Genomic DNA, 12,455 nt, shown 5'->3' with positions numbered 1-12,455 from the left:
TTACGATAATAGAACAAAGTAATTCCTGTAGTGTTCTTTACCATGAATTCGAGTATAATCGCCGCGTTTTGTCGCACCCTGCGTCAAAAAATAATTCAGCGCTCCTCACGCGCCGCTATCGTGGCGCGTTTGCAGTGTTATGCATAGCGCACTTGCGTGCAAACTTGCAGCTGTAAACTTGAATCTTCCTGTATGTGGCCTGGGCCTGATGCGGAATTTACGCAGGGGTCCGGTTAGCGGACAATGGGACAAAAATTCAAACTTCAATGAAGGGGACACGGGGAATGTGTTTTAAAGCGAAACGGCGATTGACGCTGGCGCTGAGTTCGATGTCGGCTTTGTTGCCACTGACGGCAGCGACGGCGTGGGCTCAAGACTCCAAGGTTAATGCAATCAATATGCCGGTCGGGGTAACAGAGGTCAGTGCCTCTATCTACGACTTGCATATGATCATCTTCTGGATCTGCGTCATCATCGGCGTATTGGTATTCGGAGTGATGTTTTACTCAATCTTTGCGCATCGTAAATCCAAGGGGGTCGTTCCAGCGACTTTCCACGAAAGCACCAAGGTTGAAATCGCCTGGACAGTTGTCCCTTTCCTGATTTTGTTAGCCATGGCTGTGCCTGCGACCAAAACCCTGATCGAAATATATGATTTCGACGATGCGGAGATGGACATTCTGGTGACCGGCTTCCAGTGGAAGTGGAAGTACGAGTATTTGCAGGAAGACGGTGAAAACCTGAAGTTCTTTAGCAATCTGCGTACCCCTCAGGACGAAATTTACAACGAAGAAGTCAAAGGCGAGCACTATTTACTTGAGGTCGACGAGCCTCTGGTAGTGCCAGTCGACACCAAAGTGCGTCTGCTGGTAACAGCCAATGACGTTATCCACTCCTGGTGGGTCCCCGATCTCGCGGTCAAGAAGGACGCGATCCCTGGCTTTATCAACGAAACCTGGTTCAAGAGTACTCAAGTGGGTATTTTTCGCGGGCAATGCGCCGAGCTGTGCGGCAAGGAACACGGCTTTATGCCGATTGTTGTCCATGTGGTCAGTAAGGCAGACTACGTCGATTGGCTGGCTACCAAGCAGTCTGAGGCTGCCGAAATCAAAGAGTTGATGGCACAGTCATTCACACTTGATGAGCTGGCTGAGCGTGGCAAGGGCGTTTATCAACGCTCCTGCCTGGCCTGTCATGGCGCTAATGGTGAAGGCGGTGTCGGTAAAGCAATTGCAGGCAGCCTGCTTGTAACTGGTGCAATCAATGGCCATCTTGATTCTGTTGTAAATGGCGTGCCCGGCACTGCGATGCAGGCCTTTGGGGGCCAGCTTAACGATGTCGATATGGCGGCGGTTATTACCTACCAGCGTAACGCCTTTGGCAACAACATGGGCGATATGGTTCAGCCCCTGGACATTTTCAACTTCAAGAAAGGCCAATAGGAGGACTTCGAGATGGGAGATCATCATCACGGCCCCGCCAAGGGCCTAAAGCGGTGGATTTTTGCCACCAACCACAAAGACATTGGAACCATGTACCTATGGTTCAGCTTCGCCATGTTTATTCTGGGCGGCTCTTTTGCGATGATTATTCGCGCCGAGTTGTTCCAGCCTGGCATGCAGCTTATCCGTCCAGAATTTTTCAACCAGATGACCACGATGCACGGCTTGATCATGGTTTTCGGCGCCATCATGCCATCGTTTGTTGGCCTGGCTAACTGGATGATCCCGATGATGATCGGGGCTCCGGACATGGCTCTGCCGCGTATGAACAACTGGAGCTTCTGGATTCTGCCACCGGCGTTTCTGCTGCTGGCGTCTACACTCTTCATGGAAGGCGGCGGCCCGGCGTTTGGCTGGACCTTTTACGCACCGTTGTCGACGACTTATGCGCCACCTTCGGTGACCTTTTTCATCTTCGGCGTGCACATTCTGGGACTGTCCTCGATTATGGGGTCGATTAACATCGTCGCCACGGTCTGGAACCTGCGTGCTCCTGGCATGACCTGGATGAAAATGCCGTTGTTCGTATGGACCTGGTTTATTACTGCCTATCTTTTGATTGCGGTGATGCCGGTACTGGCTGGCTTGGTCACCATGATGTTGATGGACATTCACTTCGGTACCAGCTTCTTCTCAGCGGCCGGTGGTGGCGATCCGGTACTGTTCCAGCATATCTTCTGGTTCTTCGGTCACCCTGAGGTTTACATCATCATCTTGCCGGCCTTTGGTGTGGTCTCGCAGATTATTCCTACCTTTGCGCGTAAGCCGCTGTTTGGCTATGACTCGATGGTGTACGCGACAGCGTCTATCGCGTTCCTGTCATTTATTGTCTGGGCGCACCATATGTATACCGTTGGTATGCCAGTGTCCGGTGAGCTGTTCTTTATGTATGCCACCATGCTCATTGCGGTGCCTACCGGGGTTAAGGTTTTTAACTGGATTAGCACGATGTGGCGCGGTTCGATGACCTTCGAGACGCCGATGCTGTTCTCTATCGGCTTTGTTGTCTTGTTTACCATTGGCGGATTCACCGGGTTGATGTTGTCCATTGCTCCCAGTGACTTCCAGTACCACGACAGCTACTTCGTGGTTGCGCACTTTCACTACGTGATGGTGGCAGGAGCGGTATTCTCAATGACTGCTGCTGTGTACTACTGGTTGCCCAAGTGGTGCGGACGCATGTACAACGAAACCATGGGTAAAACCCACTTCTGGATTTCGTTTGTTGGCTTCAACCTGGCGTTCTTCCCGCAGCACTTTGTCGGTCTGGCCGGCATGCCGCGACGGATTCCAGACTATGCCCTGCAGTTCACTGACTTCAACATGATGTCCAGTGTTGGCGCCTTCATCTACGGCGGCTCGCAAATCCTGTTCTTGTATAATGTGATTGCGACCATTGTTGCTGGCCAGCCGATCAGTGATGAGAAGGTCTGGGAAGGTGCTGAAGGCCTGGAATGGACTGTGCCGACACCGGCGCCGTTCCATACTTTTGCTGTTCCTCCTCAGGTCAAGTAATTAGCCATGCTGAAAGTGAGCGAAAATCCGACACTCGACATAACCTTCAAAATGGTGGTTGTGGCGGTGGCGATGTTCGCTTTCGTGTTTGTGGTTATGGTGCCTTTATACAATGTGCTGTGCGACGCGTTGGGAATTAATGGCAAGACTGGCGGTCGTTACGAGGCGGTACAATCGGGGGTTGATGAGTCACGGCAAATCAACGTGCAGTTTGTGGCTACCAATAACGACGGCATGCCCTGGAAATTTGAACCTTCTGAAACCATGATGAAGGTCAACCCCGGGGCTGCTAACAGCACGGTATTTCTGGCGCGTAATCCAATGCCAGATGCTATGGTGGGGCAAGCCATACCGAGTATTTCGCCAGCGCGAGCGGCCCAGTATTTTCATAAGACAGAGTGTTTTTGCTTCAACCAGCAGCCCCTCGAAGGTGAACAGAGCGCGGAGCTGCCGCTGCAGTTTATCGTCGACCGGGACCTGCCGCGCGATATTGGCACGATCACTTTGTCGTATACGATTTTTGATGTAACCGATATGGTAAAGGGCGCGGTAGCGACCCGATAACGGAGAATAATGATGTCCACTCAAGATAGTACAGGGCACGAAGAATATTACGTGCCGGAAAGCAGCGGCATGGCAATCAGTGCCACTATTGGTCTGGTGCTGAGTATTTTTGGGGCTGCTAATGTCCTCAATGACATGACCTTTGGCGAGCCTGGCGCTGAGACCAATTCCTGGACGATTTTTATCGTCGGTCTGTTCTGGTTCGCGGCTACGTTGTTCGTGTGGTTCCGCACCACCATTAGAGAAAACCGGGCGGGCATGAACAGCGCCCAGCTGAAAAAATCCTACGTGTTGGGCATGTTCTGGTTCATATTCTCTGAAGTGATGTTTTTCTTCTGCTTTTTTGGCGCGCTGTTTTACGTACGTGTGCTGGTCGGCCCCTGGCTCGCTGGTGAAGGCGAGGGCGGCACTATGAATTATCTGCTGTGGGAAGGTTTTGACTACAGCTGGCCGATGATGCAAACGCCGCAGGAAGCTGTGGGTGGAGCTGGCGCACAATTAATTGCCAATAATGGAGATTTCGTCAGCCCCCATACCAGCATGGCGTTCGGCGAAGTGGAGCACTGGTGGCATTGGCTGCCTATGTGGAACACCCTCTTGCTGTTGTCTTCCAGTGTGACCGTGCATATCGCGCACCTCGGACTGCTCGCCAATAATCGCAGCAAATTTAACATCTGGTTAGGTATTAGCGTACTTCTGGCGCTTGGATTTCTCTACCTGCAGTATATGGAGTACCACGAGGCGTATGTCCTGTACGGACTGACTTTGGATTCAGGTATCTATGGATCAACGTTCTTTATGTTGACTGGCTTCCACGGTTTTCACGTGGCCATGGGTATGACCATGCTGCTGATTCAGTGGTTGCGTTCAATACGGGGTGGACATTTTACTGCTGATGACCATTTTGGCTTTGAAGCGTCGAGTTGGTACTGGCACTTTGTCGATGTTGTCTGGGTGATGTTATTCCTGCTGGTCTATATTCTCTAGCAACTATTCTCCGTCCTGGGGGGCCACCGGCTTCGGTTGCTCCCAGGGTGCTTGAGACCCCAGTTGGCCTGTTGCGACACCGTAGACCACCACCAACATTAGGCTTGCAGCCAGGGTTACCCTGACACCTAACGAATTTACCGTGCCCCGTTTGTCCTTGTCGCCCTGGTCTGTCATCAGGAAATAGAAGCCGCTAAACAGGCTTATTGCCAGCGCAATGAGTAGTACAACGATGAGAACTTTGAGCAAAGTAATTACCTCCGGATTGAGGCGCGCATTATAGCGCAAGCCCATGAACCAAACAGCAACTTCAAAAAAGCTACTCTGGCAGGGCGATTGGCGCACTACGGTATTTGTCCTGGTGTTTGTGCCTATTTTTGTCAGCCTGGGATTTTGGCAATTACAGCGTGCCGAGGACAAGGTAGTCATTGCTGATACCTGGGCACTGCGTCAGACCGACGCTGCAGTGCCGCTGGCGCAAGTGAGTGAAGAGCCTGCTGAACTGGCCTATCGACGCGTTGTTATGCGCGGTGAATTTCTTCAGCAGCGTGATCTGCTGCTGGACAACCGAATGCTCAACGGCCGCTATGGCTTTGAATTACTGACACCACTGAGATTGGTGGGCAATGGACAGCTGGTGTTAGTCAATCGGGGCTGGATAGAAGGTGATCGGGCGCGCCGGACGCTCCCGCAGGTGGAGCCGGTGACGGGTGAGCAGATCCTTACTGGCACGGTTTACGTACCACCCGGAGACGCCTATACGCTGGGAGCTGAAGCATTTACCGAAAAAGGTCCGCAGGTATTACTGACGCTGGATATGGATGCCATTGGAGCCTATTTAGGTGAGCCAGTGTTTCCCTATACCGTGAGACTGGAGGCAGAGAGCCCGGCGGCAATGACGATAGATTGGCCGCTGCTTAATACCAGTCCGCAGAAGCACACAGCATACGCGGTGCAGTGGTTCAGTATGGCGGTAGCCTTATTACTGCTGTTTCTGATACGCAGTAGTAATGTCTGGGAATTATGGCGCGGGAGTGACCACAGTGAATGACGTGAAAAAAAGCAATCGTATGGTGTTGCTACTCATAGCGGGTTTGCCGGTGACTATGATTTTGATGGCGACCTGGCTCTGGGTTTATGTAGTCGATGGCGATATAGATATCGTACAGATTATGGGCACCGCTAACCGCGGCGAGCTGCTTGATCCGCCCCAGCCGTTGCAAGACCTGCAGTTACAGCTAGCCAGCGGTGAAGCGTATACGCCGGTGTCAGAGCTGGAACCGAGCTGGAAAATACTCGTTGTGGGCGGCAGTCTCTGCGCCACAGAATGCGAACAGGCGCTTTACTATACCCGCCAAATCCATACCGCTATGGGTAAGTATCAAAACCGAATAGAGCGGCTATATTTGCTGCCTGATGCTATCAATGCTGAGCGCCGCGCCGCAGAGCTGGCAGCTGAGCACCCTAAACTCAAAGTCCTGTATAATGCTGGCCCGGAACAGCTTGAGTTGGGCGTGGTGCGCCCCGATGGCGTGTTACCAGCTTATTATCTGGTCGATCCCCGGGGCTGGGTCATGATGTACTACCGTAGCGGCACTGACGGTAAAGAAGTCATGGCAGATCTGAAATTTTTACTTAAGAACAGTGGCGGCTGATGACAGAAACTTCCTCGCAACGTAAACCTACCTTCAAGCTGGCCTGCTTCGCAGTACTGCTCGCTGTTTTTGTGATCGTGCTGGGCGCGTTTACCCGGCTGGTGGATGCCGGGCTAGGGTGTCCGGACTGGCCCGGTTGTTACGGGCATGTTTTATGGCCAACCACCAGTGAGGATGTACAGGTAGCGGAACAGGCTTTTCCTGACGCCCCGGTGGAACATGACAAGACCTGGCCAGAGATGGTGCATCGCTATCTGGCTACATCGCTGGGCGTGTTTACTGTCGCGCTGGTAGTCACTGCGGTGCGCAACCGCCGGCCGGGTCAGCCCTTTAAGCTACCCTTGTTTCTGCTTGGCTTCATTATTCTGCAGGGCATGTTCGGTATGTGGACGGTGACGCTGAAGCTGTGGCCGCAAGTGGTGACGGCCCATCTGCTGGGCGGGTTTACCACCTTGAGCCTGCTATGGCTGTTGGTATTGAGATTGAACAATTCGCCTTGGCGAATCGCCGCTGGACGCTGGCAGCAACTGCAGTCTATGCGCAGCTGGGCCATTGCCGGGCTATTGATGGTGATCGTGCAAATAACCCTCGGTGGTTGGACTACCTCCAACTATGCGGACGTTGCCTGCCCCGATTTGCCCACCTGCCAGGGCCAGTGGTGGCCGGATATGGATGCGGGCAATGGGTTTAACTTCACTCAGAGCATAGGCCCCAACTACCTCGGCGGCAACCTGGATAATGATGCCCGGGTGGCAATTCACATGGGGCACAGGATCGGAGCGCTGTTCACGCTTGCTATCGTGGGCGCGTTGATTGTGCGCTTGCTGCGCAGTGGTCAAGCGGTGCTGGTGCGACAAGGTCAGATTATTGGCGTAGTTTTGGTGGTCCAGTTTATGCTTGGGCTAAGTAATATCTGGTTCAGCTTCCCGCTTTATGTGACTGTCTCCCACAACGCGGTGGGTGCGTTTTTGTTGCTCACCCTGGTGACTCTGAATTTTTATCTGCGCACAGCGCAGCGCACCGATTGATGTCCTCGCGAGCCTTGACAGTATTCGGTGCGCATTTGACACCAGCAGTTACGCAGACTGTGGGTCCGCGGTAGATGGAGCAGGTAATGTCCAGCATCGGTTGGCGGGATTATCTTGAGCTGACCAAGCCCAAGGTAGTCGCGCTGATGCTGCTGACATCGGTCATTGGCATGTTCATGGCGGTGCCGGGTATGGTGCCGTTGGATATATTGATATTCGGCAATTTGGGCATTGGTTTGTGTGCTGGCGCTGCTGCTGCGGTTAACCATGTGGTCGACAGTCAAATTGATATTGTCATGGCGCGTACCCGCAACCGGCCGCTGGCGCAGGGCCGTTTAAGCACCTGGCATGCATCGCTGTTTGCGCTGGCTATTGGTTTACTCGGCATGGTGCTCCTGCTGACCTTCGTCAATGCCTTGACCGCCTGGCTGACGCTGGCCTCGCTGGTTGGTTATGCTTTCATTTATACCTTGTTTTTAAAACGCGCCACGCCGCAGAATATCGTGGTCGGCGGCCTCGCGGGAGCAGCGCCACCGCTGTTGGGCTGGGTGGCGGTAACCGGTGAGGTGCATGGTCATGCGCTGTTACTGGTATTAATTATTTTTGCCTGGACGCCGCCACATTTCTGGGCGCTGGCCATAGCGCGTCGTGAAGAATACGCCTTGGTCGATATTCCGATGCTACCGGTCACTCACGGTGTCTCGTTTACCAAGCTGCATATTCTTCTCTACACCCTGATTATGTTTGCCATCACGCTGCTGCCTTTTGCCACGCTGTTGAGTGGGCCCCTATACCTGGTGGGAGCCATTATTCTCGGCGCTGGTTTCCTCTATTGGGCACTGGTGTTGATGTTTACGGACGATGAGACTGCACCCATGCAGACGTTCTACTATTCCATTGTTTACCTGATGTTCTTGTTTATCGTGATGTTGCTTGACCATTATCTTTTTCCCATTCAACACGGAGGTCTGATATGACGCAGTCACCATCGACGCTGCAGGCCAAGCAAAAACGCGGTATCGCGCTGACCGTACTGGGACTTTTGATTTTCATCGCCATTAGTATTGGCGGATTTGTGAATAAGGTTAACCAGCCGCGTGTGCTGACACCCTCAGAATTAAAGATCAACCGCGCTTTTTTGTTTGAAAAGCCGCGTATGCTGCCAGAGTTCGCGTTGACCGATCACCTCGGTCAGCCTTTTACCCCAACTAGCCTTGAGGGCGGCTGGACGCTGATTTTCTTTGGCTTTACCTATTGTCCCGATGTGTGCCCTACTACCATGGCGCAATTGGCAACGTTTATGGAATCGCTGGCAGGATTGCCTGAAGCTGAAGACACACGAGTGATTATGGTTAGCGTTGATCCAGCGCGCGATTCGGTGGAAAAACTGGCCGCTTATGTGCCCTACTTTAATCCCGACTTTGTTGGGGTCACTGGTGAGTTTCTGGAGGTCCATCGTTTTGCCACCAGTCTCAATACGCCGTTTCGTAAAGTGCCAGGCCAGGGTGAAGACTATCTGATTGACCACAGTGCCAACGTGGTGCTGATCAATCCGCGCGGCGACTTCCACGCCTTTTTTAAGGGACCGCTGGATCTTCCCAAAATGAAACTTACTTATCGCTCTATCCGCGCCGTATGGGAATGGGACTAGACGACCACACTTGCGCGCGTTTTGTGCGTGGTAATTGCCCCCTCAATACGGTTTAATCGCGACTCTTGTCAGCGCAGTAGCCAGGATTAATAACACTATGAGCGCACCTCTCGTTCTCGTCGACGGCTCTTCCTATCTCTATCGGGCATATCATGCATTACCCTCACTGACTAACTCAAAAGGTCAGGCGACCGGTGCGGTGAAGGGCGTTATTAACATGCTGCGGCGCCTGCAAAAAGACTATCCAGATTCCACTTTGGTGGCAGTGTTTGACGCTAAAGGCAAAACCTTTCGCGATGAGATGTTTGAGCAGTACAAGGCGCAGCGACCGCCGATGCCGGATGATCTGCGTGAGCAGATTGAGCCTATTCACGGCATAGTGCGAGCGATGGGTTTGCCGTTTCTCTGCGTTCCCGGCGTGGAAGCCGATGATGTCATCGGTACTTTGTCGGTTGCTGCCAGTGCCGCCGGTCAGCCGGTTGTCATATCCACTGGAGACAAGGATATGGCGCAGTTAGTGGATCACAACACCACGCTGGTCAACACCATGACCGATACCAAGCTTGACCCGGTCTCGGTGCAGGAAAAATTCGGTATTCCGCCTGAGTTGATCATCGATTTTCTGGCGTTGATGGGAGACAAGGTCGATAACATTCCCGGTGTGGCAGGAGTGGGTGAGAAAACCGCCTTGGCACTGCTGCAGGGCCTGGGCGGCATGGATGACATTTATGCCAATCTGGATAAGGTGGCTGATCTCGATTTTCGCGGCGCGAAAAAAATGGCAGACAAACTAATCGCAGACAAGGACAACGCTTATCTGTCCTATACGTTGGCGACTATTAAAACTGATGTCGAACTGGAGTTAGGGCTGGCAGATCTGGTGCCGGGCGAACCCGACCGCGAGCAATTGCTAGACTGGTTCACCCGTATGGAGTTTAAGTCCTGGGTTGATGAACTGGCGACGGGAGAAGAACCGGTTGAAATAGTAGCGGTCGACACTGATTACCAGACGGTGCTGGATAAGGCTGAGTTTGCGCGGTGGTTGGAGTTGCTGGCGGCAGCCGATCTGTTCGCTTTTGATACGGAGACCACCAGTCTTAATTACATGCGGGCGCAGGTGGTAGGGGTGTCGTTTGCCGTAGAGCCCGGCTGCGCCGCTTATGTGCCGTTGGCGCATGATTACGTTGGCGCGCCTGAGCAGCTCGACCGCGACTGGGTGTTGGAGCAGCTGCGACCCTTGCTGGAAGATGCGGAGCGAGCCAAGGTTGGCCAGAATTTGAAGTACGATGCCAGCGTATTGGCGAATCACGGCATTACGCTGAGGGGCATGGTATATGACACCATGCTTGAATCCTATGTGCTGGATTCCACGGGCAGTCGCCATGATATGGACAGTCTTGCCCTTAAGTATTTGGCGCGCAGCACCATACACTTTGAGGATGTAGCCGGTAAGGGCGCCAAACAGCTGACGTTTAATCAGGTGGCGGTGGAGCAGGCCGGTCCCTATGCCGCTGAAGACGCCGAAATTACTCTGTGCCTGCATCAAGCCTTGTGGCCTAAGTTGCAGGAACACGCGGGTCTGGTGCGGGTATTTGAAACGATAGAGCGGCCGCTGATACCGGTGCTGTCCAAGATAGAGCGCACCGGTGCGTTGGTTTCTCGAGAGCTTCTGCTGCAGCAAAGTGGTGAGCTGGGCACTCGATTGGGTGAACTGGAGCGCGAGGTGCATGAGCTGGCCGGTGGCGAGTTCAATCTGGGTTCGCCCAAACAATTGGGTGAAGTGCTGTTCGAGAAGCTGCAGTTGCCGGTGATCAAGAAGACCCCTAAAGGTGCACCATCAACCGCGGAAGAAGTGTTGGCGGAGCTGGCGCTGAACTACCCACTGCCCAAGCTGCTGTTAGAGTATCGCAGTCTGAGCAAACTCAAATCGACCTACACCGACAAGTTGCCGGAAATGATTAATCCGGATACCGGGCGTATCCATACCTCTTATCACCAGGCAGTGACTGCGACCGGGCGCCTGTCATCGAGCGACCCGAACCTGCAGAACATTCCCATTCGCAGTGCCGAGGGGCGGCGTGTCAGGCAGGCCTTTATCGCGCCGCCCGGTTATCAGGTGGTGGCCGCCGATTATTCCCAAATTGAGCTGCGCATTATGGCGCACCTGTCGGCGGATCCGGGGTTGATTGAGGCGTTTAAGGCCGGTCTGGATGTGCACCGTGCCACCGCTGCTGAAGTATTTGGTATGCAGCTGGAACAGGTTTCTGATGACCAGCGACGTAAGGCCAAGGCGATAAATTTTGGGCTCATCTACGGCATGTCGGCATTTGGTCTGGCGCGGCAGCTGCATCTGGGACGCAACGAGGCGCAGGAGTATATTGATCTTTATTTTGAGCGCTATCCGGGCGTCCAGCGCTATATGGATGATACTCGCGCGCTGGCTCATGAAACCGGCTATGTTGAAACTCTGTTTGGGCGTCGTCTCTACCTACCGGAAATCAACGCGCGCAATAAAATGCGGGTGCAGGCTGCGGAGCGTACCGCTATCAACGCGCCTATGCAGGGCTCTGCGGCTGATATTATAAAGCTGGCGATGCTGCGAGTAGACGATTGGCTGAACGCCGGTGCAGTGGATGCGCGGATGATTATGCAGGTGCATGATGAATTAGTGCTGGAGGTCGCCGATGACCAGATTGATCTGGTGCGTGAACGTCTGGCCAGCGAAATGTCAGCCGCCGCAGAGCTGGACATTCCGCTGTTGGTAGAAGTTGGCGTCGGTGCCAATTGGGATGAGGCGCACTGAGCGCCCGTCGCTAGCAGGACTCGATTGTGTCTGCTTCCATGACGCTGGTATCGGTCAGCCAGTGGTTGAGGACTTTGTGTAGCTCATCAAGGCCGCTGCGCTTGAGAGCCGAAAACAACTGTACGCTGACTGACTCGCCATAATCTGCGAGTTGCGCCCGTACCTGCAGCAGGGTGCTTTTTGCCGGGCCTTTTTTCAACTTATCGGCCTTGGTCAGCAGAATATGGACGGGCATTTCCGCTGCAACCGCCCAATCCAACATAGTCTGATCGAACTCCTGTAGCGGACGCCGTACATCCATCATGAGGACCAGGCCACGCAGACTCTGGCGCTCCTGCAGATAGGCCTCAAGGTGTTTGGTCCATTCCAGTTTGACCTTAAGGGGCACCTTGGCAAACCCGTAACCGGGAAGGTCGACCAGCCGCTGGGTCTCGCTGAGCTCAAAAAAGTTGATCAGCTGGGTGCGACCTGGCGTCTTGGAGGTACGCGCCAATTTACGGTTGCCGGTAAGGCAATTGATGGCGCTGGACTTGCCGGCGTTGGAGCGTCCGGCAAAGGCTACTTCCCAGCCTGAGTCCGGTGGGCATTGGCTGAACTTACTGGCGCTGGTCAGAAAGGTTGCAGCATCGTAACGGGGCCGCGCGAGCCTGAGCTCCTCGGTTGTTTTAGTTGGCTTTTTTGCATCGGTCATGTCGTATATAATGCCACAGTTTACTGGTCCATAACCTCAATTAGCGCCAACCCCTTTGG

At 53.6% G+C, this 12,455-nt stretch carries 12 protein-coding genes; 10 read left to right on the top strand and 2 right to left on the bottom strand.

Annotation, left to right across the window (positions count from 1 at the left end; all coding sequences use genetic code 11):
• Nucleotides 1-284 precede the first annotated feature (284 nt).
• Genes coxB through EYC98_RS03540 form a run of 4 tightly spaced genes read left to right on the top strand, consistent with a single transcriptional unit; the run spans nt 285 to nt 4,568 of the window.
• Nucleotides 285-1,442, top strand: a complete 1,158-nt coding sequence (coxB, locus tag EYC98_RS03555; protein ID WP_279243924.1) for a cytochrome c oxidase subunit II — start codon at nt 285-287, stop codon at nt 1,440-1,442.
• Nucleotides 1,443-1,454: 12 nt separating this feature from the next.
• Nucleotides 1,455-3,017, top strand: coding sequence for a cytochrome c oxidase subunit I (gene ctaD, locus EYC98_RS03550; protein WP_279243923.1), 1,563 nt, complete (start codon nt 1,455-1,457; stop codon nt 3,015-3,017).
• A gap of 6 nt (nt 3,018-3,023) precedes the next feature.
• On the top strand, nt 3,024-3,581 hold the full coding sequence (locus EYC98_RS03545; protein WP_279243922.1) for a cytochrome c oxidase assembly protein: 558 nt from the start codon (nt 3,024-3,026) through the stop codon (nt 3,579-3,581).
• Between the two features lie 12 nt (nt 3,582-3,593).
• Nucleotides 3,594-4,568 carry a cytochrome c oxidase subunit 3 gene (locus tag EYC98_RS03540; RefSeq protein WP_279244885.1) on the top strand — a complete coding sequence of 325 codons (975 nt, stop codon included), beginning with the start codon at nt 3,594-3,596 and terminating at the stop codon, nt 4,566-4,568.
• Between the two features lie 3 nt (nt 4,569-4,571).
• Here EYC98_RS03540 and EYC98_RS03535 read toward each other — a convergent pair whose 3' ends face one another.
• Entirely contained in the window at nt 4,572-4,817 is a 246-nt protein-coding gene (locus EYC98_RS03535) for a DUF2909 family protein (RefSeq protein ID WP_279243921.1), read from the bottom strand.
• A 43-nt stretch (nt 4,818-4,860) separates the two neighbouring features.
• Here EYC98_RS03535 and EYC98_RS03530 point away from each other — a divergent pair, with 43 nt between their 5' ends.
• The 6 genes from EYC98_RS03530 (at nt 4,861) to polA (ending at nt 11,705) form a co-directional block, all read left to right on the top strand.
• Nucleotides 4,861-5,619: an SURF1 family protein gene (locus tag EYC98_RS03530; RefSeq protein ID WP_279243920.1), complete on the top strand. Its 759-nt coding sequence runs from the start codon at nt 4,861-4,863 to the stop codon at nt 5,617-5,619.
• Nucleotides 5,612-6,223 (top strand): hypothetical protein, encoded by a 612-nt coding sequence (locus EYC98_RS03525; RefSeq protein WP_279243919.1) that lies wholly within the window; start codon nt 5,612-5,614, stop codon nt 6,221-6,223. The genes EYC98_RS03530 and EYC98_RS03525 overlap by 8 nt, the downstream gene beginning before the upstream one ends.
• On the top strand, nt 6,223-7,251 hold the full coding sequence (locus EYC98_RS03520) for a COX15/CtaA family protein (RefSeq protein WP_279243918.1): 1,029 nt from the start codon (nt 6,223-6,225) through the stop codon (nt 7,249-7,251). Before EYC98_RS03525 ends, EYC98_RS03520 begins: the two co-directional genes overlap by 1 nt.
• Nucleotides 7,252-7,337: 86 nt before the next feature.
• A complete protein-coding gene (gene cyoE, locus EYC98_RS03515) occupies nt 7,338-8,228 on the top strand; it encodes a heme o synthase (protein ID WP_279243917.1) in 891 nt (296 codons plus the stop codon).
• Nucleotides 8,225-8,902: an SCO family protein gene (locus EYC98_RS03510; protein ID WP_279243916.1), complete on the top strand. Its 678-nt coding sequence runs from the start codon at nt 8,225-8,227 to the stop codon at nt 8,900-8,902. The genes cyoE and EYC98_RS03510 overlap by 4 nt, the downstream gene beginning before the upstream one ends.
• Before the next feature lie 97 nt (nt 8,903-8,999).
• Complete coding sequence (gene polA / locus EYC98_RS03505; RefSeq protein WP_279243915.1) at nt 9,000-11,705, top strand: DNA polymerase I; 2,706 nt, start codon at nt 9,000-9,002, stop codon at nt 11,703-11,705.
• 10 nt (nt 11,706-11,715) lie between these two features.
• Here the strand turns inward: polA and yihA are convergent, their stop codons facing one another.
• Entirely contained in the window at nt 11,716-12,396 is a 681-nt protein-coding gene (gene yihA / locus EYC98_RS03500) for a ribosome biogenesis GTP-binding protein YihA/YsxC (protein ID WP_279243914.1), read from the bottom strand.
• Nucleotides 12,397-12,455: the final 59 nt, after the last annotated feature.

It is taken from the genome of Candidatus Litorirhabdus singularis, assembly GCF_026262625.1.
Taxonomy (GTDB): domain Bacteria; phylum Pseudomonadota; class Gammaproteobacteria; order Pseudomonadales; family Halieaceae; genus Litorirhabdus; species Litorirhabdus singularis.
Note: the sequence above shows the minus strand (reverse complement) of the source record. Positions and strands in the feature narration are given on the sequence as shown.

What these genes read in the sequence shown, in the direction of transcription:
- coxB (WP_279243924.1), top strand. Translation starts at nt 285, where the DNA reads ATGTGTTTTAAAGCGAAACGGCGATTGACGCTGGCGCTGAGTTCGATG.
- ctaD (WP_279243923.1), top strand. Translation starts at nt 1,455, where the DNA reads ATGGGAGATCATCATCACGGCCCCGCCAAGGGCCTAAAGCGGTGGATT.
- EYC98_RS03545 (WP_279243922.1), top strand. Translation starts at nt 3,024, where the DNA reads ATGCTGAAAGTGAGCGAAAATCCGACACTCGACATAACCTTCAAAATG.
- EYC98_RS03540 (WP_279244885.1), top strand. Translation starts at nt 3,594, where the DNA reads ATGTCCACTCAAGATAGTACAGGGCACGAAGAATATTACGTGCCGGAA.
- EYC98_RS03530 (WP_279243920.1), top strand. Translation starts at nt 4,861, where the DNA reads ATGAACCAAACAGCAACTTCAAAAAAGCTACTCTGGCAGGGCGATTGG.
- EYC98_RS03520 (WP_279243918.1), top strand. Translation starts at nt 6,223, where the DNA reads ATGACAGAAACTTCCTCGCAACGTAAACCTACCTTCAAGCTGGCCTGC.
- cyoE (WP_279243917.1), top strand. Translation starts at nt 7,338, where the DNA reads ATGTCCAGCATCGGTTGGCGGGATTATCTTGAGCTGACCAAGCCCAAG.
- EYC98_RS03510 (WP_279243916.1), top strand. Translation starts at nt 8,225, where the DNA reads ATGACGCAGTCACCATCGACGCTGCAGGCCAAGCAAAAACGCGGTATC.
- polA (WP_279243915.1), top strand. Translation starts at nt 9,000, where the DNA reads ATGAGCGCACCTCTCGTTCTCGTCGACGGCTCTTCCTATCTCTATCGG.
- yihA (WP_279243914.1), bottom strand. Translation starts at nt 12,396, where the DNA reads ATGACCGATGCAAAAAAGCCAACTAAAACAACCGAGGAGCTCAGGCTC.